Below are 20,184 nucleotides of genomic sequence, written 5' to 3'. Positions count from 1 at the left end.
ACATAGTGGCCTCCTCGTACCGCTGCCAACCGCCGACCGGCCCCCACCTTTCCAAAAGGACATCAGAGCTCCGTGCCAAGGCACGGAAGACTCTGCGTTTTTGCGCTTAAAATCCGGATATCGTTTTTGGGACTGCGACGGCGATAGGCATACCGCATCGCCTGTTACTGCGTGACAGGCCTGTTTGTGGCAGCCGACAATGGAGGGGAATGGTACCCCTCCATTTCATACATATGGCGCACAAGGGGCTTGCGGCAAGACCCGGCTCCTCCCGTAGAACCGCGACCCAGGCCAGGGTACGCAAAACGAGAGTTGCGATAATGATTTCAGATCATGCGGTGGTGATCGCCGGGGGCGGTCCGACGGGATTGATGCTGGCGGGCGAACTGGCGTTGGCAGGGGTCGACGTCGCCATTGTCGAACGACGGCCCGACCAGAGGCTTGCCGGCCTGCGCGCCGGCGGCCTGCATGCCCGAACCATCGAGATGCTCGACCAGCGCGGGATTGCCGATCGGTTCCTCGAGCAGGGCCAGTTGGGCCCGGCCTTGGGCTTCCACATGATCCGTTTGGATATCAGCGACTTCCCAACCCGGCACAACTATCTGTTGGCGCTGCGGCAGAACCACATCGAGCGCATCCTGGCCGAATGGGTCAGCGAGTTGAAGGTGCCGATCTATCGTGGACACGAGGTTGCGGGGTTTACCCAGAACAACAGCCGGGTCGATATCGACCTGTCCAACGACCACCGTTTGCAGGCGAAATATCTGGTCGGCTGCGACGGAGGCCGCAGCACCATTCGCAAGGTGGCTGGTATCGAATTCGCCGGATGGGATCCGACGATGAGCTGGATGATCGCCGAGGTCGAGATGTCGGAGGAGCCGGCATGGGGCTTTCGCAGCAACGCCTTCGGCATTCATGCCTTAGGTAAAATCGAGGAGGGCGGACGGGTAGGCGTCGTTTTGACCGAGCCGCGATTGATGACCAGCGGCGAACCCACGCTGCGCGACCTCAGCGAGGCGTTGGTTGCCGTCTACGGCACCGACTACGGGGTCCACAGTCCGACCTGGCTCTCGCGCTTCACCGACATGACGCGGCAAGCTGCGACTTACCGCGACAGGCGCGTGCTGCTGGCGGGCGATGCGGCGCACATCCACCCGCCGATGGGCGGGCAGGGCCTCAACATCGGCGTGCAGGATGCAGTGAACCTGGGGTGGAAGCTGGCCCAGGTGGTCAAGCGGACATCGCCGGAAAGCCTGCTGGATACGTACCACGCCGAGCGCTACCCGGTCGCTGCCCGTGTCTTGCAGAACACGATGGCGCAGGTTGCGCTTCGGCGTATGGACGACCGCAGCAAGGCCATGGGCGATATCCTTTCCGAGCTACTCGGCATGGACGAACCGCGCAAACGAATGGCCGCTGAAATGTCCGGGCTGGGTGTCCATTACGACTTCGGCGAGGGGCATCCACTGCTCGGACGGCGAATGCCCGACCTCGACCTTGTGACGGCCGATGGTCCGCTGCGCGTCTTCACCTTGCTGCACGACGCCCGGCCGGTTTTCCTCAACCTTAGAAACGCCGGTGATTTCGACATCGCGCCGTGGGCGGATCGGGTCCGGCAGGTCGACGCCGTGTATTCCGGTGCGTGGGAGCTTCCGGCCCTCGGTGTGGTCGAGGCACCGGCCGCCGTGTTGGTCCGGCCCGACGGATATGTAGCCTGGGTAGGGGATGGAACGCATCCGGGACTTGCCGAGGCGCTGACCGCCTGGTTCGGACGGCCCGCCGCGGGGCCGCGGGCACAATGAGGCCGGCTCACGTAACCTGTTGAAATTGCATCGCGTCGTAACTCACGGTGGAAAAGTCTGCTGACAACCGATTGACAGGATGTTCCGCATGTGCAGAAATTGGTTGGACCATTGGACCACTTGGAGGATTTGTGGACCAGAACAGCCTGCCACCCATTCAGACGACGGCGCGCGATGACGCCGTGCTGAAGGCGTTGGTGGGGTTTGTTCGCGCCGAAGCCTTGCAGCCTGGCGAGCGGCTGCCAACCGAGCGTATTCTGGCCGAGCGGCTGAAGGTCAGCCGCAACACCGTGCGCGAGGCGCTGACTCGTTGGGAAGGGCTCGGTCTCGTCGAGCGCCGGCAAGGCAGCGGCACCTATCTCAAGGCGGCCGTTTCGCACGACATGCTGCATATGCCGCTGACGCTGGCGGGCGGCAATGATTTCACCAGCCTGATGCAGACACTGGAAATCCGCCGCGCGCTGGAGGCGGAGGCCGCCGCACTCTGCGCCGAACGCGCCAGCCAGACCGACATCGCCGAGATCGCGCGCAAGCTCGACATCATGGAGCAGGCGTTTCGCACGCGCGACGGCATGTCGTCGGAAGAGGACTGGGAGTTCCACCAGGCGATATACCGGGTCTCGGGCAATCCGCTGTTCGAGCAGATCATCGCCGCCATGCACGAGCTGTTCCACCGCTTCTGGGAGCATCCACTCGGCGTGCGCGACTTCGGCCATGCCAGCTTTCCCTACCACCGCACCATCTACGAATGCATCGCCGCCCGGGACCCGCAGGGCGCCCGCGCCGAAGCGCTCAAGCTGATCGCCACCGTCGAGGACGATCTGAAGCGCGGTGCGGCCAAACTCAAACTTTCGAGCCAGACATGAACGAGCATCCATCCGGTTTCGATCACGACTATCTCGCCGAGGCGGCAACGCTCTTGGCGCATGACGAGCCATTCCCGGGCGGTGCGGTGGTGCCGCCGATCTACCAGACCTCGCTGTTCACTTTCGCCAGCTATGCCGAAATGGCCGACACTTTTGCCGGTAAACGAAAGCAGCCGATCTATTCGCGCGGCGACAATCCGACGGTGATGGAGTTCGAGGCGCGGGTGGCCGCGCTCGAGGGCGCTGAGGCCGCGCGCGGCTTTTCCAGCGGCATGGCGGCGATCAGCGCCACCGTGCTTGCGTTCGTTGGCGCCGGCGAGCGCATCGTGGCGGTGCGGAACTGCTACGGCGATGCCTACCGGCTGTTCGAACGACTGTTGCCGCGGCTCAACATCAAGGTCGACTACGTCGATGGCTCCGATCCGGACGCGGTGGCGGCGGCACTTCCCGGCGCCAAGTTGCTATACCTGGAAAGCCCCACCTCGATGATGTTCGAGTTGCAGGACATCGCACATCTGACGCGGTTGGCCAAAGAGCAGGGCATCGTCACCAGCATCGACAATTCCTGGGCGACGCCGGTGTTCCAGAAGCCGATCGCGCACGGCGTCGACTTGGTGCTGCACTCGGCCTCGAAATATCTCGGCGGCCACAGCGACACCGTCGCCGGCGTCGTGGCGGGTTCGGCCGCTCACATCAAGCATATCAACGAGCAGACGTACTCCTATCTCGGCGGCAAGCTGTCGCCGTTCGAGGCCTGGCTGCTGCTGCGCGGCCTGCGCACGCTGCCGCTGCGCCTGCCGCACCACATGAAGAGCGGCATGACCATCGCCGAACGGTTGAAGGCGCATGCCAATGTCGAGCGCGTCAACCATCCCGCCTATTCGAACCATCCCGGCAAGGCGACGTTGGCCGGTTACGCCGGGCTGTTCTCGTTCGAGGTGACGGACGACATCGACATCCCCGTCTTCGTCGATGCGCTCAAATATTTCCGCATCGGCGTCAGCTGGGGCGGGCATGAAAGCCTGGTCGTGCCTGCCAAGGCGTCGCTGGAGCAGACGCCGGGACTGAATTCGATGGCGCGCTTCGGCGTCAGCCCCCGAACCATCCGCTTCAATGTCGGATTGGAGAGTGTCGAAGATCTCTGGGCGGACGTCGCCCAAGCCTTCGAAAAAGCCAGAAAATAACAAGCGGGTTCAAAATGGGAGTCTTGAACATGAAAAAACTGACCGTCATGCTTGCCACCGTTGCGGGGCTGGCGATTTCCGCCGGAAGTGCTGTGGCCGATTCGACCCTCAAGATGGTCGAAGTCATCACCAGCCCGCCGCGCACCGAATTCCTGAAGAAACAAATCGCCGAGTTCGAAACCGCCAATCCCGGCATCAAGGTCGAGCTGATCTCGCTGCCCTGGGGCCAGGCTTTCGAAAAATTCCTGACCATGGTGCAGGCCGGCGATACGCCCGACATTGTCGAGATGCCGGAACGCTGGATGGGCCTCTATGCCAACAACGCCCAACTCGAGGATCTCGGCCCCTACATGGCCAAATGGGACGACGCCAAGACGCTCGGCGAGCGCGCCAAGCAGTTCGGCTCGACGGTCAACAACACCCAGTTCATGATCCCCTACGGCTATTATGTGAACGCGCTGTTCTGGAACAAGAAGCTGTTCAAGGAGGCTGGCCTCGACGGCCCGCCGGCGACGCTCGACGATTTCGTCGCCGATTCCAAGAAGATCTCGGCACTGCCCGGCAAATATGGCTACTGCCTGCGCGGCGGTCCGGGCGCCTTCAACGGCATGCACATGTTCATGAACATCGCCGCCGGCAAGGGCGGCTATTTCAACGAGGACGGCACCTCGACCATCAATGACGAAGGCTCGGTGAAGGGCCTACAGATGCTGGCCGACATGTACAAGGGCGGCCTGGCGCCGAAGGATGCGGTGAGCTGGGGCTTCAACGAGACGGTCACCGGCTTCTACTCCGGCACCTGCGCCATGCTCAACCAGGATCCGGACGCGCTGCTCGGTATCGCCGACAAGATGAGCGCCGACGACTTCGCCGTGGCGCCCTTGCCGGTCGGCCCGAGCGGCAAGTCCTATCCGACCCTCGGCTATGCCGGCTGGGCGATGTTCGCCAACTCGCAGCACAAGGACGACGCCTGGAAGCTGATGGCAACGCTGCTCTCGCCCAAGGACAATCTGGAATGGGCCAAGGAAGTCGGCGTCGTCCCGATCCACAACGGCGCCGACCAGGACACTCACTTCAAGACCGAGCAGTTCAAGGGCTGGTTCACGGAGCTGAGCGACACCTCCAAATATGAAATGGTGACGCCGCCGACGCATCTGGAGAATCTCGGCAATTTCGTCGACCAGGTGGCGATTAAGAACTTCCAGGAAGTGCTGCTTGGTCAGAAGACGGCCAAGGACGTCGCCGACCAATGGGCTGCCTTCCTGACCAAGGAACAGCAGGACTGGTTGGCGAAGAACAAGAAATAGCTCTTCATCCTTCTCCCCGTTTTGCCAGGAGAAGGATGCCCCGATAGGGCCGGATGAGGGGCGGCACAGGCTTCCGCCAAGTTAGCGCTGCCTCTCATCCGCCTGCCAGCTTTCGTCGCTCGAAAAGCCAAGCAATTGGCTTTTCGTCCGCTGCGCGGACCGCTCCTCAACTCCCGTGAACGGGAGAACGGCGCTTTTCACCAGCCCCAACGCTTCCTGGAGCCAATCCACAGCCAATGACCTATGCCGTGTCCGAAATACGATCCGCCAGCAAGCCGCGCCGCAGGTGGCTATCACATGGCGCTATCGAACCATGGCTCTATCTCAGCCCGGCCATCCTCCTTCTGGTCGTCGTGCTTCTGGTGCCGCTGGTGATCGGCATCAGCTACTCCTTCCGCAAGTTCTCGGCCTTCAAGTCGGAATATGTCGGGCTCGGACAATATCAGGCGATGCTGTCGGATCAGGTGCTGGGGCAGGCGTTGGTCAACACGCTGTGGTGGACTGTCGCCAGCCTGTTCTTCCAGTTCTTCCTCGGTCTCGGCCTGGCCCTGCTGCTCGACAAGCCATTTCCGGGCCGCAAGGTGGTGCAGGCCCTGGTGTTCCTGCCCTGGGCGGTGCCCTCCTTCCTGTCGGGTCTGACCTGGGCCTGGCTGTTCAATCCGATCATCGGTCCGCTGCCGCACTGGCTTTTCGCGCTGGGGCTGAAGGCCGAACCGACAAATGTTCTGTCCGATCCTTCAACCGCCATGTGGGGGCCGATCGTCGCCAATATCTGGTTCGGCATTCCGTTCTTCGCCATCACACTGCTGGCGGCGCTGAAGTCGATCCCGTCGGAATTGCATGAGGCGGCGGCGATCGACGGCGCTTCGCCATGGCAGCGCTTCACTAAAGTGACGCTGCCGTTCCTGGCGCCGACCATTGCCATCACCGTGATGTTGCGCACCATCTGGATCGCCACCTTCGCCGACCTGATCTTCGTCATGACCGAGGGCGGGCCTGCCGGCTCGACCAACACGGTGCCGGTCTACATCTATGTCAGCGCCTTCAAATCGCTGGACAAGGGCTATGCCTCGGCGGTGGCCGTGCTGCTGCTCGTCCTGCTCATTGCCTATGCGATCGCGCTGATCGGCATCCGCCGCTCCCTGGTGAGGCACGTCTGATGATCGCAGGACGCTCAGCCTCGCAGCGGTTTTTCGGCGGCATCGGCCTCTACGCCGCTATCGCCGCCTATGTGATATTCGCCCTGTTCCCGATCTACTGGACGCTGAAGATCTCGGTCACGCCGGAGCGGCTTCTCTATTCCGAAGGCATCACCTTCTGGCCGTCGCACATGACGTTGCAGAACTTCGTCACCGTGCTCGAAGCCACCGATTTCCCGCGCTATTTCCTCAACAGCGTCATCGTCTCGGTCTCGACGGCGGGACTGGTGACGGTGATTGCCACGCTCGCCGGCTATGCCATGTCGCGCTTCACCTTTCGCGGCAAGGCGGCGCTGGCGCTGATGTTGCTGCTGACCCAGACCTTTCCGCTGGTGATGGTCATTCCGCCGATCTACCGCGTCATGGGGCAGATCGGCCTGATCAACAGCCTGACCGGGCTGATCATCATCTACACCGCCTTCAACACCGCCTTCGCCACCTTTCTGATGCAGTCCTTCTTCGACGGCATCCCGAAGGACCTGGAAGAGGCTGCGATGATCGACGGCTGTACGCGCGCGCAGGCAATGCGCAAGGTGATTGTGCCGCTGACGCTGCCCGGCATGGGAGCGACGCTGGGCTTCGTCTTCACCGCCGCCTGGAGCGAGCTCCTTTTCGCGCTGATGCTGATATCCAGTGACGACCAGAAGACCTTCGCGGTCGGCCTGCTCACCTTCATCGGCAAATTCGCCGTCGACTGGGGGCAGATGATGGCGGCGTCGATCCTGGCGCTGATCCCGGTCTGCATCTTCTTCGCCTTCCTGCAACGCTATCTCGTCACCGGCCTGACCGCTGGCGCCGTCAAAGGATAGATCGATGGCCTCTGTTACGCTCGAAAAGGTCCGCAAGGATTATGGCTCAGTCCGCGTCCTGCACGCGGTCGACCTTGAGATCGCCGACGGCGAGTTCGTCGTCCTGGTCGGCCCGTCAGGCTGCGGCAAGTCCACGCTTTTGCGCATGATCGCCGGCCTGGAGGAGGCTTCCGGCGGCGAGATCCGCATCGGCGAGCGGCTGGTCAACGATGTCGCGCCGAAGGATCGCGACATCGCCATGGTGTTCCAGTCCTACGCGCTCTATCCGCATATGGATGTGTCGAAGAACATGGGTTTCAGCCTGATGCTGAAGAAGGCTGCTAAGTCGGCGATCGACACCCGGGTGGACGGTGCCGCCAAGCGGCTCGGGCTCGAAACTTTCCTGCAACGCCTGCCGCGCCAACTGTCCGGCGGCCAACGCCAGCGCGTCGCCATGGGCCGCGCCATCGTGCGGGATCCCAAGGTGTTTCTGTTCGATGAACCGCTGTCGAACCTCGACGCCAAGCTGCGCGTCCATATGCGCGCCGAGATCAAGGCGTTGCACCAGCAGCTGAAGACCACCTCGGTCTACGTCACCCACGACCAGATCGAGGCGATGACCATGGCCGACCGCATCGTCGTCATGCATGACGGGCTGATCCAGCAGGTCGGCGCGCCGCTGGATCTCTATGACCATCCGACCAACATGTTCGTCGCCGGCTTCATCGGCTCACCGGGCATGAATTTCCTGCCGGCGGCGGTTCGAAAGGGCGATACGTTGGTGGCTGTGCTGGCCGATGGTCAGGCGCTGCGCCTGCCGGACGGAATGCCGCTAAAGGACGGTGACGTCATCACCATCGGCCTGCGGCCCGAGCACATCAGGCTGGCGGATGACGGCGCACTGCAGGGCGAGGTTGGGGTGGTGGAGCCGCTCGGGCTTTCGACGCAGTTCTACGTCAAGCTGGCCGGCCAGCAGCTCTGCGTCTTTGCCATGGGCCGTGCCGGCGTGAAGCCCGGCGACATGGTGCGATTGTCTGCCGATCCGGCGTCGCTGCATCTGTTCGATCCGAAAAGCGGTGATCGCATTGGATAAGGGCCTGCGGCCAACCATGAAAACAAAAACGCCGCCCAATGGGCGGCGTTTTGGCATTTTCGGAGAAACCAGATTACTTGATCTTGGTTTCCTTGAATTCGACGTGCTTCTTGGCGACCGGGTCGTACTTGCGGAACGACAGCTTGTCGGTCTTGGTACGGCTGTTCTTGCTGGTCACGTAGAAGAAACCGGTGTCGGCGGTCGACAGAAGCTTGATCTTGATGTTTGCGGCTTTGGCCATGATCTCAGTCCGTTATGTTCGTGGGGTTTTGGCCGCTGGAGCACGGGAAAACACCCGGACGCGGGAAACTTGGCGCGACACATAAAGAACGTGCCTGGAAAGTCAAGCCCGGCAGGCCCTCGTTGGCCCAGCGGAGCCGGCCTGTGGCTTCAAATCATGCGATTTCCGCCGCGGATACCGCAACCTTCTTCCAGTCTCCGGTCGAGTTCCACCAGCGATTCGGATTGGCGCGGTCGTCCAGCCCCTTGGAACGGCTGGCCAGGATCGGCTGAATGCGCATCACCGGCTCCTGGTAGGAGTGCGCCTGGAAAATCGCCTCGACGACGCGTGCGGCCAGCGCCTGGTCGTCGGGCAGTTCGAACGAAACCTCCACCGTGCCGGGGCGTCGCCGCATTTCGGTTTCGGCGCCGGCGGCCGCACCGTCAAGCGGCCTGTAGCGTTCGATGCCATGCGCCGACTGATAGGCATTGCGGTCATATTTGCCCATCGCCAGCGGCGCTATCGCCACCACCGCGTCCATGATGCGGTCGACGTCGGCGGCCGGCGCCTGGAAGGTCACGAGCAGGAGCAGTGTCATTCGCAACGAGGTGGTTTCAAAGCCGCTGTCGATCATCAAAGTATCCTCAACTTCAGGTGTTTTGAGGCAACCTTATAACCGGGGGCTGCTGACATGGTTCTGTCAGCAGCCTGTCATCGCACCACGCTGAAATACAGGACGCGTGGTGCCGCGCTACAGGAGGATCTTGCGGATCACCCGGACGCTGACCAGGGCGATGTAGGCGGCGAAGAACAGGCCGAGCGACCAGCCGAAACCGGACGGACCGAACACGTCCATGCCGATGCCGATCGCTTGCGGGCCGAGCACCATGCCGACGCCGTAGCAGAGCACGAAGGCGGCGTTGGCGGATGCCAGTTCGTGGCCGGAAAGCTGCGAGCCGAGATGGGCAAGGCCGATCGTGTACATGGCAGCGACGACGCCGCCCCAGATGAACAGAAGTGCCGCCATCAGGTGCCAATTCTGCGCAAACAAGGGCATGAAGACCGTGCCGGCAAGGCCGACGGTGGCGCAGGCAATCAGCAGATAGCGGCGGTCGCTGACGCGGTCGCTGATCATGCCGATCGGGATCTGCAGCAGTACGTTGCCGAGGCCGATCATGGTCAGCAGAAGGGCTGCGTCGGCCTCGGAATAGCCGATTCGGTTGCCGTAGATCGGGAACAGCGCAAAGCCGCCGGTTTCGACAGCGCCGAACACCAGCACGGCGGCGGTCGCCGACGGCACCAGCCAGATGTAGCGCAGGAAATTGCTGGTTTCGCCGTCGGAGGAGATCGACGGGCTCTCGTTGCGCGCCGCCAGAACCGGTATGGCGGCCAGTGTCACCAAACCAATGATGACGCCGAACGGCCTGAAGCCGGAACTGCCGAGATGGGCGAACAGCCAGGGTCCGGCGGCAAAACCGAGCGACAATACGGTGGCGTAAATGCCGAGGACAAGGCCGCGCCGGTGCGGCGGCGCCGAGGTGCTGATCCAGAATTCAGACAGAATGAACAGCACCGTCAGCGCTATATGCAGCACGATGCGCAGCGGAAACCACATCCAGAAATCCGGCGCGAAGTGAAAGCCGATGAAGGCCAGGGCGCCGGCGGCGATCATGGCGACCATGGTCCAGGCAACGCCGAAGCGCACCGCGAGCGGCGTGGCCAGCGGGGCACCGGCAATCGAGGCCAGGCCGGCGACAGCGGTGTTGAGGCCGATCATTGAAGCCGAATGGCCGCGCGTTTCGAGAATGACGCTAAGCAGCGGCATGCCGAGGCCGATGGCAATGCCGACGACGCTGATCGACGAGATCGCCGCCACCATCGGCAGCCAGTGTACGCGTTCGTCGCCCTGTGGTTGGGTATCGACCGTCATGGGATGTCTGAATACTCGATGTTCTACAGAATTTCGCGGGTGAAGTGGTTGCGGACAAGCCGGTAGAAGGGCACGGGACCGCCCGGACGCAACAGCGGATCATGGGCGAGGCGCTTTTCCAGTTCGTCCAGGATCATTCGGGTGATGTCGGGTATGTCAGCTTCCCTGGCCTTGGCCAGCGGCAGCCAGACCAGCTCTTCGAGTTCGTTGGTCGGACCGCCCCCCGGCAGTTCGACGGCGACATCGTCGCGCCAGGCGCTGAAGAAACGCGTGTCGAAGCGGCGCACCCGATTGGGCGGCGTGACGGCGCGCGCGACGAAACGCAGCATATCGAGAGAGGGTTGCACCTCGTGCTCGGCAAAGCCCTGCCAATCGGGCCTGGAAGTGGCGAAAGCACCTTTGCGGCCGATCAGCATCCCGGCTTCCTCATAGGTCTCGCGGATGGCCGACAAGGCGATGGCACGGGCCCGTGCGGCGCTTGTGCGGCCTGGCCCCGCGATCAACTTTGCTTCCTGCTCCGGATGCAATGCGGCAGCGACCGGGATGCGGCTGTCGGCAGGGTCGGTACGGCCACCGGGAAAGACGAATTTGCCTGGCATAAAGGCATGGCTGGCGTGACGGCGGCCCATCAAGACCTGCACCGCATCGCCCTCGCGGTCGAGCAGGATCAGGGTCGCCGCGTCGCGTGGGCGGATAGGCCGGTCGCTATGAGCGATCATGCTCCGCTCGATCCTGTCGACTTCCGCCTTGGCCATACCGTCCATGCGCAGGACCTAGCGGAAACTTCTGGCAAGCGAAAGTAGCCTTTCACGTCGGTATGTTGCACCAGCGAGTGTAGCCAACTTTTGACCTAGACCCCGGGATGGGGCTCGATCACATCCTGCTCGCCACCGAATCCGTGCATATAGAACGCCCATTGCAGTCCGATGACGGCACCCTTTACCGGCTGCAGCAGCGCCACCGCCAAGATGATGGTCAGCGGTACCCAGATGGCGATGTGCTGCCAGGTGGACAGAGTCGATGTCGCCTCGACGGCCATGAAGGCGCCGAGCACGATGTGGCCCACAATGACGATGACGAGATAGGCCGGAAGGTCATCGGCGCGATGGTGGTGCAGTTCCTCGCCGCAAACGCTGCATTTATCGACGGTCTTGGTGAAGGCGCGAAACAGCTTGCCTTCGCCGCAATGCGGGCAACGGCCGAGCATGCCGCGCTTCATCGCCGTCCACAGCGGGCGGGCGGCCCGGCCCGAGTGATGTTCTCCGCCGAAAACCTGTTCTTCAATGGCTGTTGTCATCATCGTCTCCTGCCGCGCGAACCCGGTCGCGATTGCGACGCGCGGGCGCGGCCCTTGGCCTTGTGAAACGACCGCTTGGAGCCCGGCAAAGGCTTGGGGTCGGTCAACATCTCGAACCGCATCGCGCCGGCCATTGGTGCCACCTCGACGAGCCGGACCTCGACTCGGTCCGCGAGCTGGTAGCCTTTGCCCGAGCGTTCTCCGAACAGGGAGCGGGCCGCTTCGTCGTATATATAGTAATCGCCATTCAATGTTGACACCGGGATGAAACCATCCGCGCCATACTGCGGCAATTGGACAAATAGTCCCGATTTGGTGACGCCGGAGATGCGGGCGTCGAAGCGGTCGTCAACGCGCTCGGCGAGATAGGCGGCGATCAGCCGGTCGACGGTGTCGCGCTCGGCCGCCATGGCGCGCCGTTCCGTGCCTGAGATCAGCACTGAAACGTCTTCGAGCCGCGCTTCCTCGTCCTGCGTCAGCCCGCCTGGGCCAAGGCCGAGTGCGGCAATAAGTCCACGATGCACGATCAGGTCGGCGTAACGGCGGATCGGCGAGGTGAAATGCGCGTAGCGCTTCAGGTTGAGGCCGAAATGGCTGATGTTCTTGGGCGAATATTCGGCCTGGCTCTGCGAGCGCAGCACCACTTCGTTGACCAGGCCTTCATTGTCGGCGCCGCGCACGCGCTCCAAGATGCCGTTGAACTGGCTTGGCCGCATCTGCGCGCCGCGCGCCAGCGACAGGCCAAGCGTCTGCAGGAACTCGCGCAGCGATTCCTGCTTGGCCAGCGAAGGCGCGTCATGGACGCGGTAGACCAGAGCCTGCTTCTTCGCCTCCAGCGTCTCGGCGGCGGCGACATTGGCCTGGATCATGAATTCTTCGATCAGCTTGTGAGCATCGAGCCGGTCCGGCACGATGACGCGATCGACGGTGCCATCCGGTTTGAGCAGGATCTTGCGCTCCGGCAGGTCGAGTTCGAGCGGCTGGCGGCCGTCGCGGCCACGCTTCAGGATCGCATAGGCGTCCCACAGCGGCTTCAGCACGGTGTCGAGGATCGGACCGGTCTTGTCGTCCGGCACGCCGTCAATGGCTGCCTGCGCCTGTTGGTAGGCAAGTTTCGCCGCCGACTTCATCATGACGCGGTGGAAGGAGTGCCGGAGTTTGCGGCCATCGGCCGAAAAAACCATGCGCACGGCGAGCGCCGGCCGGTCCTGGCCTTCGCGCAGCGAGCAGAGATCGTTGGAGATGCGCTCGGGCAGCATCGGCACGACGCGATCCGGGAAGTAAACCGAATTGCCGCGTTTCAGCGCTTCGCGGTCGAGTGCCGTGCCATAGCGGACATAGGCGGCGACATCGGCGATGGCCACCGTGGCGACCACGCCGCCCGGGTTATTCTCGTCAAGGTCTGGTGTGGCGAAGACAGCGTCGTCATGGTCCTTGGCGTCGGCCGGATCGATGGTGACCAGCGGAAGGTCGCGCCAGTCCTCGCGGTGATCCATCGTCGCCGGCTTGACCGCTTCGGATTCGGCGATGACATCGGCCGGAAAGATATGCGGAATGTCGTGGGCATGGATGGCGATCATCGAGACCGCCTTTTCGCTGGTCAGCGAACCCAGCACGTTGAGCACCTTGGCTCTTGGCAGCCCATAGCGGGAGGCGCGCGCGGGCTCGACCTCGACCAGGTCGCCATTCCTGGCGCCGTTCTGGAACTCCTTGTCGACGATCAATTCGGGCTGGCGCCGTTCCACCGGCTCGATACGGAAGGTGCCGTCCTGCAGGATGCGAAAGACGCCGAGAACCGCATCGCTGCGCTTCTCGAAGATCTTCATCACCCGCCCGGTGTAGGCGGGGCCCGTCGCTTCGTTGGTCGGGAAGGTTTTGGCCAGCACGCGGTCGCCGATGCCAGGTGCCGGGCCATTGCTGCTGCGCGAGATCCGAATGGAGACAACCGGCGGCTCTCCCGTACTGACGGCTTCCGCCGGATGCGCCAGCAAAATGCCGTCGCCGTCGCGGCCAAAAATGTCGAGCACGGCGACGTGGGGCAGGGCGCCGACGCGGGCCAGTTGCTTGCGCTCCTTGGTCAGGACGCCTTCGTCCTGCAGGTCGCGCAAGATATCCTTCAGCCAGATGCGGTCGTCGCCGCGCAGCGCGAACGCCTTGGCGATGTCGCGTTTGCCGGCGCGATCGGGATTTTCGGCGATGTAGCGCAGGATTTCGTCACGGGACGGCCTATAGTCGTCCTTGACCTTGGCCCTCGTGTCGGCGGTGCGCGGATCGCCGTGGCTTCTACCGGTGATCCTGCGCGCCACGCTGTCCTACCCTTTTTTCTTCGCGGCCGGCTTCTTGGCCGCCGTTTTCTTGGCTGTTGTTTTCTTGGTTGCCGGGGCGTTGGCCGCTGCCGCCTTGCGGAACGGCTTCTTGCCGCCGCCGCCCTTGGCTTCCTTCTCGGCAATCAGCGCCAGCGCGTCCTCGACCGTCACCGATTGCGGATCCTTGCCCTTGGGCAGGGTGGCATTGACCTTGCCGAAATTCACGTAAGGCCCGTATTTGCCGTCACGCACGACAATCTTGCCGCCGCCGTCTGGATGATCACCAAGCTCCTTGAGAGCTGCCGGTGTGCCGCCATTGCGGCCGCCCTTGCCCTTCAACTGCTTCTCGGCGATCACCGACACGGCGCGGTTGAGCCCAATCGAGAACACGTCCTCGATGCTGTCGAGATTGGCGTAGGTGCCGTCATGCAGCACGAACGGGCCGTAGCGCCCGAGCCCGGCGGAGATCATCTTGCCGGATTCGGGATGCTGGCCGACATCACGCGGCAGCGACAGCAGGGCGAGCGCCTTCTCGTGGTCGACGGTTTCGGCCGTCCAGCCCTTGGGCAGGCTGGAACGCTTGGCTTCCTTGCCATCGCCACGCTGCAGATAGGGGCCGAAGCGGCCGCTGCGCAGCGTGATTTCCTCAGACGTATAGGGATCCTTGCCAATGACCTTGGTGCCGTCCTCGCCATTGCCGTTCTCGCCATTGGGATTGGCGGCGTCGCCGAGCTGGCGGGTGAAGGAGCATTCGGGATAGTTCGAGCAGCCGACAAAGGCGCCGAACTTGCCGAGCTTCAGCGACAGATTGCCGGTGCCGCATTTCGGGCAGATGCGGGGGTTGGAGCCGTCTTCTCGCGCGGGGAACACCAGCGGTGCCAGTTCCTCGTTGAGCGCATCGAGCACGTCGGTGACGCGCAGCTCCTTGATGTCGGCGACGGCGCCGGAAAAGTCCTTCCAGAAATCGCGCAACACGTCCTTCCAGGCGAGCTTGCCGTCCGAGATCTCGTCGAGCTTTTCCTCGAGAGACGCGGTGAAGTCGTATTCGACATAGCGCTTGAAGAAGCTTTCGAGGAAGGCCGACAGCAATCGACCCTTGGCCTGCGGCACCAGCCGGCGCTTGTCGATGGTGACGTAATCGCGGTCCTCGAGCGTCTTCAGGATCGCCGTGTAGGTCGACGGCCGGCCGATGCCGAGCTCTTCCAGCTTCTTGATCAGCGAGGCTTCGGAGTAACGCGGCGGCGGCTCGGTGGTGTGCTGGGTGGCGTTGATCGCCTGGCGGGCAAGCTGCTCGCCGGCGCGGATCTCGGGCAGACGACGATTTTCCTCGTCTTCCGAATCGTCGTCCTTCTGGTCGGTGTAGGCGGCGATGAAGCCGTCGAAGCGAACGACCGAACCGATGGCGCGAAGCTCGGCGGTGCGGGCGCCATTGACCGCCTCGATCTCGGCTGTTGTGCGTTCGATCTCGGCCGGCTGCATCTGGCTGGCGATGGCGCGCTTCCAGATCAGTTCATAGAGCCTCATCTGGTCGGAATCGAGATATTGCCTGACCGATGCCGGGGTGCGCATGAAGTCCGTCGGACGGATCGCTTCGTGTGCTTCCTGCGCGTTTTTGGCCTTGGCGGTATATTGGCGCGGCTTTTCCGGCAGGTACTTGGGGCCGAATTCCTTGGCGATGGCGTCTCGGGCGGCCGAAATCGCCTCGGGCGCCATCTGCACGCCGTCGGTTCGCATATAGGTGATCAGGCCTGTGGTTTCGCCGCCGATCTCCATGCCTTCATAAAGGCGCTGCGCGACCTGCATGGTGCGGCTGGCCGAGAAGCCAAGGCCCGATGAAGCGGCTTGCTGAAGCGTCGAGGTGGTGAAGGGCGGACCGGGATTGCGCTTGGTGGGCTTGGCTTCCACCGACACCGCCTTGAAGGTCGCGCCTTCGAGCATCGACTTGATGTCGTCGGCCTGCGCCTTGTTGGAAATGTCGAGCTTTTGCAGCCTCTTGCGATCGAAGGCGGTCAGTTTCGCTTCGAAATTCTCGCTGCGCGGTGTGCCGAGGAGGGCGGCGATCTGCCAGTATTCCTCGCGGATGAAGCGCTCGATCTCGGATTCTCGATCGCAGACCAGACGCAATGCGACAGACTGGACGCGGCCGGCCGAACGGGCGCCTGGCAGCTTGCGCCACAGCACCGGCGACAGCGTGAAGCCGACGAGATAGTCGAGCGCCCGGCGGGCGAGATAAGCATCGACCAGCGGCGCATCGATCTGGCGCGGATTGGCCATCGCTTCCAACACCGACGACTTGGTGATGGCGTTGAAGACGACGCGGCTGACCGGCTTGTCCTTCAGCGCGCGCTTCTGCTTCAGCACTTCCAGCACGTGCCAGGAAATCGCTTCGCCTTCACGATCCGGATCGGTGGCCAGGATCAGGCCGTCGGCATCCTTGACTGCCTTGGCGATGTCGGCGAGCCGCTTGCCCGAGGCGGTGTCGACCGCCCAGGACATGGCGAAATCCTCGTCCGGCCGCACCGATCCATCCTTGGCCGGCAAATCGCGGACATGGCCGAACGAGGCCAGAACTTTGTAGTTCTTGCCGAGGTATTTGTTGATTGTCTTCGCCTTGGCCGGCGATTCGACGACGACGACGTCCATGAGGTCTCATATCAGCTGTGATGCGGCAGAAGAATTCCGCTGCGCGCGACGAAATCTCGTTCTATTTGCCGCTCACATGGCCGCGCTTTTGCATCCGGTCAAGGGGAAGCGCCCAAATTGCAGGGCTGTCCGCAGCAATACACTCTTTGAGTGTATGGAGAAAATCACAGAATTTTGGCTTGGGGAGATGGCGGTCCCGAGTCAGTGGAAACGACCCGATTCATTTTTCCACCGAGTCGACGAAAAGCGGCTGGGGTATCGCAGGGGCCGACGCCGTGACAGGCTGATTGATGCTGGCCGCCAGGCTCTTGGAGGGACATCCGGCGGCCAGCCAAGTCCCGCCAGCGGCAGGACCCGGATTGAGAACTTAGTCGGCCTTGACGATGTGCCAGACCTCGCCGACACCGTCGCCGGTCACATCACCGGCCTTCTTGTCCTTGATGAATGTATAGACCGGCTTGCCGTCATAGGCCCACATCTTGGTGCCGTCGGTACGGTCGACGATGCTCCATTCGTCGTCCGCCTTGGCGCCGGCCTCGGCTTTCAGCGGCGGCCAGTTGGTGGCGCATTTGTCGTAGCAGTTGGTCTTGCCCTTCTCATCCTTGTCATAGGTATAAAGCGTCATGCCGTTGGCGTCGGTGTAGATCTTGGTGCCATTGACCTCGGCTTCCTTCCACGCATCGGCGGCGAAGGATGCGGCGGTGCTCAGCAAAAGCGCGGCCAACCCGACTGTGATCGTTTTCATGGAAATCTCCCTGGGTGATCGAGAAGCGCGCGGAAAATCGCGGCCTCTCTGTGTCAACGCATCTGAGCGGCCGGTTCTTCCCGCAATTTTCTTCGCCAGGGCGACGACTTGCCACGCAATGGTGATTGGCAGACAGGCCTGCGCGTCGCTATATCAGCGCCAATACGTCGGAGCGTCAGGAATGGCATTGGACATCGGCTATGTCAGCGCGGTCGGGGCGGGCGCGATCTCGTTCCTGTCGCCCTGCGTGTTGCCGCTGGTGCCGCCCTACCTCTGTTACATGGCCGGCGTATCGGTCGACGATTTCCGTGGCAATGCGGGTGCGACGGCGCGCGAAGGCGCGCGCGGTGCGCTGCTCTATTCTTCTATCGCCTTCGTGCTTGGCTTCTCGACGGTGTTCGTCGCGCTCGGCGCCGGCGCTTCGACCATCGGCCGGCTGCTGCGCGTCTGGCAGGAGCCGCTGGCGATGGGCGCCGGCGTGCTGATCATCCTGATGGGCCTGAATTTCCTCGGCATCTTGCGCATTCCGCTGTTGTCGCGCGAGGCGCGCTTCCAGTCGCAGGGAAAGCCCGCAAGTGCGGTCGCCGCCTATGTCATGGGATTGGCCTTCGCCTTTGGCTGGACGCCGTGCATCGGCCCGGTGCTGGGGCCGATCCTGACGCTGGCCGGCGGCCGCGAGACGGTGGGCGAGGGCGCATTACTGCTCGCCGCCTATTCGCTCGGCCTCGGTATCCCGTTCCTGATCGCGGCGCTGTTTTCCGGCGCCTTCATGCGCTTCCTCGGAAAATTCCGTGTCCATCTCGGTCGTGTCGAGCAGGCCATCGGCGCATTGCTGGTCGTCGCCGGCGTGTTTTTTCTCACCGGTGGTGTCCAGTCCGCATCCTACTGGCTGCTGGAGAATTTTCCGGGGCTGGGGCGGCTGGGTTAATCTCTTTGCCCAAATACGAAAAGCGCGCGCCGTGGACCTGCTGATTAAGAGTTAGCTGCTCTACGATCTCACCGGAATTTAACCGCATTGGTGCAGCATGGCGCCACTGCTATCCTGTTTTGATTCCCAACCCTTTTCCTATGGTTGTCCGTCCATGAGCCAGAGATCCTGCCTGTCCGTCATTCTCGCCGCCGGCGAAGGCACGCGCATGAAGAGCGCGATCCCGAAGGTGCTGCACCAGATAGCCGGTCTGCCGATGGTCGCTCATGTGGTGAAGGCGGCGGAGGCTGCGGGTGCCAGCAGCCAGGCGCTGGTGATCGGCCATGGCGCTGACGAGATGCGCAAGGCCGCGGCAAAATTCGCGCCGAAGGCCGAGACCTTCGTGCAGGAAAAGCGCCTCGGCACCGCGCATGCGGTGCTCGCGGCGCGCGATGCGATATCAAAGGGTTACAACGATGTCCTGGTGATGTTTGGCGACACGCCATTGATCGACGCCGACGCGCTCACCGTGGCGCGGCTGAAACTGGCTGAAGGTGCAGCCGTCGTAGTCATCGGTTTCCGCCCACCCAATCCGACCGGTTATGGCAGGCTGATCGAAAAAGCCGGGAAGCTGATCGCCGTCCGCGAGGAGAAGGACTGCAGTGCGGACGAAAGGAAGATCGGCTTCTGCAATGCCGGCATGATGGCAGTGGCCGGCAGCCGGGCGCTGGCGCTGCTCGACGCTGTCGGCAACAACAACGCCAAGGGCGAGTATTATCTTACCGACATCGTCGAGATTGCCAGCGCGCAGGGTCTCGATGTCGTCGCCACCGAAGCCAGCTTCGAGAGCGCACTGGGCATCAACAATCGCGCCGAACTGGCGCAGGCCGAGGGCATCTGGCAGGCGCGCCGCCGCCATGACGCGATGCTGTCGGGTGTGACGCTGATTGCGCCGGAAACCGTGTATTTCTCGCACGATACCGAGATTGGTGCCGACACGATCGTCGAACCCAATGTCTGGTTCGGCCCAGGCGTGAAAATCGCCACCGGCGCCAAGATCCATGCCTTCAGCCATTTCGAAGGCGCCACGATCGCCTCGAATTGCGAGGTCGGACCATTCGCTCGGTTGCGGCCGGGTGCTGACCTGAAGAACAAGGCCAAGGTCGGCAATTTCTGCGAGGTCAAGCAGGCGACCATCGAGGAGGGCGCCAAGGTCAACCACCTGACCTATATCGGCGATGCCCGCGTTGGCGCGGGCGCCAATATCGGCGCCGGCGCGATCACCTGCAATTACGACGGCTACTCGAAATTCTTCACCGACATCGGCGAGGGCGCCTTTGTCGGCTCGAATTCCTCGCTGGTGGCGCCTGTCAGCATCGGCAAGCGCGGCTATATCGCCTCCGGCAGCGTCATTACCGAAAGCGTGCCGGACGACGCGCTGGCCTTCGGCCGCGCCCGCCAGAAGACGATCCCGGGCAAGGCCAAGGAACTGCGCGAGCGTTTTGCTTCGGCCGCGGCGGCGAAGAAGAAAGCTGCCGGCGCAGACCATTAGCGGTTAGCCGGTCATGTCCTTCTCGAAGGCGGCGGTCACCTCGATCTTGCCGACGATTGCCTTGTTGAAATCATCGAGGTCTTCGGCGGGTATCCAGTATTCCAGATGCGCCTTGCTGCCGGCATGCTCGACCCGGTAGCGGTCGAGAAAACTTTTGAGCACAGTAAACCGCGTCACGAATCCTGCTCCGCTGGCCGGAACGTTCCAGTCGCGCGCGATCTGCACGGCATAGGCTTCCGACAGGACCGGATAGAAGATCGGCTGTTCTGGCAGGCGCGGCGGCTAAAAAACCGAATGATTGCAGTAACCGGATTGCAAGAGCGGTCTGTCATGGTGCATGCGTGC

The 20,184-nt window shown here is 62.9% G+C and carries 18 protein-coding genes; 9 read left to right on the top strand and 9 right to left on the bottom strand.

Annotated features, from left to right (window positions below; translation table 11 throughout):
* The first annotated feature begins 320 nt into the window (after positions 1 to 320).
* From AC1D10_RS27165 to AC1D10_RS27135, 7 genes are all read left to right on the top strand, one after another.
* Positions 321 to 1,802: an FAD-dependent monooxygenase gene (locus AC1D10_RS27165; protein WP_477277343.1), complete on the top strand. Its 1,482-nt coding sequence runs from the start codon at positions 321 to 323 to the stop codon at positions 1,800 to 1,802.
* Between the two features lie 131 nt (positions 1,803 to 1,933).
* Entirely contained in the window at positions 1,934 to 2,668 is a 735-nt protein-coding gene (locus AC1D10_RS27160; RefSeq protein ID WP_477277342.1) for a FadR/GntR family transcriptional regulator, read from the top strand.
* Positions 2,665 to 3,852: a PLP-dependent transferase gene (locus AC1D10_RS27155; protein ID WP_477277340.1), complete on the top strand. Its 1,188-nt coding sequence runs from the start codon at positions 2,665 to 2,667 to the stop codon at positions 3,850 to 3,852. The genes AC1D10_RS27160 and AC1D10_RS27155 overlap by 4 nt, the downstream gene beginning before the upstream one ends.
* Before the next feature lie 29 nt (positions 3,853 to 3,881).
* Positions 3,882 to 5,159 (top strand): ABC transporter substrate-binding protein, encoded by a 1,278-nt coding sequence (locus AC1D10_RS27150; protein WP_477277338.1) that lies wholly within the window; start codon positions 3,882 to 3,884, stop codon positions 5,157 to 5,159.
* A gap of 236 nt (positions 5,160 to 5,395) precedes the next feature.
* On the top strand, positions 5,396 to 6,319 hold the full coding sequence (locus AC1D10_RS27145; RefSeq protein ID WP_477277336.1) for a carbohydrate ABC transporter permease: 924 nt from the start codon (positions 5,396 to 5,398) through the stop codon (positions 6,317 to 6,319).
* Positions 6,319 to 7,167 (top strand): carbohydrate ABC transporter permease, encoded by an 849-nt coding sequence (locus AC1D10_RS27140; RefSeq protein WP_477277334.1) that lies wholly within the window; start codon positions 6,319 to 6,321, stop codon positions 7,165 to 7,167. The genes AC1D10_RS27145 and AC1D10_RS27140 overlap by 1 nt, the downstream gene beginning before the upstream one ends.
* Before the next feature lie 4 nt (positions 7,168 to 7,171).
* The gene (locus AC1D10_RS27135) at positions 7,172 to 8,239 is read left to right on the top strand and encodes an ABC transporter ATP-binding protein (protein ID WP_477277332.1); all 1,068 of its coding nucleotides are present in this window, start codon (positions 7,172 to 7,174) and stop codon (positions 8,237 to 8,239) included.
* A 73-nt stretch (positions 8,240 to 8,312) separates the two neighbouring features.
* Here the strand turns inward: AC1D10_RS27135 and rpmG are convergent, their stop codons facing one another.
* The 8 genes from rpmG to AC1D10_RS27095 form a co-directional block, all read right to left on the bottom strand.
* Positions 8,313 to 8,480, bottom strand: a complete 168-nt coding sequence (rpmG, locus tag AC1D10_RS27130) for a 50S ribosomal protein L33 (RefSeq protein WP_006201775.1) — start codon at positions 8,478 to 8,480, stop codon at positions 8,313 to 8,315.
* 154 nt (positions 8,481 to 8,634) lie between these two features.
* The gene (locus AC1D10_RS27125) at positions 8,635 to 9,093 is read right to left on the bottom strand and encodes a YqfO family protein (protein ID WP_477277330.1); all 459 of its coding nucleotides are present in this window, start codon (positions 9,091 to 9,093) and stop codon (positions 8,635 to 8,637) included.
* Positions 9,094 to 9,210: 117 nt separating this feature from the next.
* Positions 9,211 to 10,389: an MFS transporter gene (locus tag AC1D10_RS27120; protein ID WP_477277328.1), complete on the bottom strand. Its 1,179-nt coding sequence runs from the start codon at positions 10,387 to 10,389 to the stop codon at positions 9,211 to 9,213.
* Between the two features lie 23 nt (positions 10,390 to 10,412).
* Complete coding sequence (locus AC1D10_RS27115; RefSeq protein ID WP_477277326.1) at positions 10,413 to 11,153, bottom strand: NUDIX hydrolase; 741 nt, start codon at positions 11,151 to 11,153, stop codon at positions 10,413 to 10,415.
* Between the two features lie 86 nt (positions 11,154 to 11,239).
* Positions 11,240 to 11,686 carry a DUF983 domain-containing protein gene (locus AC1D10_RS27110; protein WP_477277324.1) on the bottom strand — a complete coding sequence of 149 codons (447 nt, stop codon included), beginning with the start codon at positions 11,684 to 11,686 and terminating at the stop codon, positions 11,240 to 11,242.
* On the bottom strand, positions 11,686 to 13,992 hold the full coding sequence (rnr, locus tag AC1D10_RS27105) for a ribonuclease R (RefSeq protein ID WP_477277322.1): 2,307 nt from the start codon (positions 13,990 to 13,992) through the stop codon (positions 11,686 to 11,688). The genes AC1D10_RS27110 and rnr overlap by 1 nt, the downstream gene beginning before the upstream one ends.
* Before the next feature lie 6 nt (positions 13,993 to 13,998).
* On the bottom strand, positions 13,999 to 16,635 hold the full coding sequence (gene topA, locus AC1D10_RS27100; RefSeq protein WP_477277320.1) for a type I DNA topoisomerase: 2,637 nt from the start codon (positions 16,633 to 16,635) through the stop codon (positions 13,999 to 14,001).
* Between the two features lie 367 nt (positions 16,636 to 17,002).
* Entirely contained in the window at positions 17,003 to 17,380 is a 378-nt protein-coding gene (locus AC1D10_RS27095; RefSeq protein ID WP_477277318.1) for a COG4315 family predicted lipoprotein, read from the bottom strand.
* Positions 17,381 to 17,561: 181 nt separating this feature from the next.
* On the opposite strand from AC1D10_RS27095, the gene AC1D10_RS27090 reads away from it, so the two are divergent.
* Positions 17,562 to 18,308 (top strand): cytochrome c biogenesis CcdA family protein, encoded by a 747-nt coding sequence (locus tag AC1D10_RS27090; RefSeq protein WP_477277316.1) that lies wholly within the window; start codon positions 17,562 to 17,564, stop codon positions 18,306 to 18,308.
* Between the two features lie 154 nt (positions 18,309 to 18,462).
* A complete protein-coding gene (gene glmU / locus AC1D10_RS27085) occupies positions 18,463 to 19,839 on the top strand; it encodes a bifunctional UDP-N-acetylglucosamine diphosphorylase/glucosamine-1-phosphate N-acetyltransferase GlmU (protein WP_477277314.1) in 1,377 nt (458 codons plus the stop codon).
* A gap of 3 nt (positions 19,840 to 19,842) precedes the next feature.
* Here glmU and AC1D10_RS27080 read toward each other — a convergent pair whose 3' ends face one another.
* Positions 19,843 to 20,112 carry a hypothetical protein gene (locus tag AC1D10_RS27080; RefSeq protein WP_477277396.1) on the bottom strand — a complete coding sequence of 90 codons (270 nt, stop codon included), beginning with the start codon at positions 20,110 to 20,112 and terminating at the stop codon, positions 19,843 to 19,845.
* Between the last annotated feature and the right edge of the window lie 72 nt (positions 20,113 to 20,184).

The organism is Mesorhizobium sp. P2_A8 (genome assembly GCF_056404935.1).
The sequence above is the reverse complement of the archived record's forward strand: the minus strand, read 5'-3'. Positions and strand labels throughout refer to the sequence as shown.

Excerpts from the sequence above, each read along its gene's own strand:
- AC1D10_RS27165 (WP_477277343.1), top strand. The coding sequence starts at position 321 with ATGATTTCAGATCATGCGGTGGTGATCGCCGGGGGCGGTCCGACGGGA.
- AC1D10_RS27155 (WP_477277340.1), top strand. The coding sequence starts at position 2,665 with ATGAACGAGCATCCATCCGGTTTCGATCACGACTATCTCGCCGAGGCG.
- AC1D10_RS27150 (WP_477277338.1), top strand. The coding sequence starts at position 3,882 with ATGAAAAAACTGACCGTCATGCTTGCCACCGTTGCGGGGCTGGCGATT.
- AC1D10_RS27145 (WP_477277336.1), top strand. The coding sequence starts at position 5,396 with ATGACCTATGCCGTGTCCGAAATACGATCCGCCAGCAAGCCGCGCCGC.
- AC1D10_RS27140 (WP_477277334.1), top strand. The coding sequence starts at position 6,319 with ATGATCGCAGGACGCTCAGCCTCGCAGCGGTTTTTCGGCGGCATCGGC.
- AC1D10_RS27135 (WP_477277332.1), top strand. The coding sequence starts at position 7,172 with ATGGCCTCTGTTACGCTCGAAAAGGTCCGCAAGGATTATGGCTCAGTC.
- rpmG (WP_006201775.1), bottom strand. The coding sequence starts at position 8,480 with ATGGCCAAAGCCGCAAACATCAAGATCAAGCTTCTGTCGACCGCCGAC.
- AC1D10_RS27125 (WP_477277330.1), bottom strand. The coding sequence starts at position 9,093 with ATGATCGACAGCGGCTTTGAAACCACCTCGTTGCGAATGACACTGCTC.
- AC1D10_RS27120 (WP_477277328.1), bottom strand. The coding sequence starts at position 10,389 with ATGACGGTCGATACCCAACCACAGGGCGACGAACGCGTACACTGGCTG.
- AC1D10_RS27115 (WP_477277326.1), bottom strand. The coding sequence starts at position 11,153 with ATGGACGGTATGGCCAAGGCGGAAGTCGACAGGATCGAGCGGAGCATG.
- AC1D10_RS27110 (WP_477277324.1), bottom strand. The coding sequence starts at position 11,686 with ATGACAACAGCCATTGAAGAACAGGTTTTCGGCGGAGAACATCACTCG.
- topA (WP_477277320.1), bottom strand. The coding sequence starts at position 16,635 with ATGGACGTCGTCGTCGTCGAATCGCCGGCCAAGGCGAAGACAATCAAC.
- AC1D10_RS27095 (WP_477277318.1), bottom strand. The coding sequence starts at position 17,380 with ATGAAAACGATCACAGTCGGGTTGGCCGCGCTTTTGCTGAGCACCGCC.
- AC1D10_RS27090 (WP_477277316.1), top strand. The coding sequence starts at position 17,562 with ATGGCATTGGACATCGGCTATGTCAGCGCGGTCGGGGCGGGCGCGATC.
- glmU (WP_477277314.1), top strand. The coding sequence starts at position 18,463 with ATGAGCCAGAGATCCTGCCTGTCCGTCATTCTCGCCGCCGGCGAAGGC.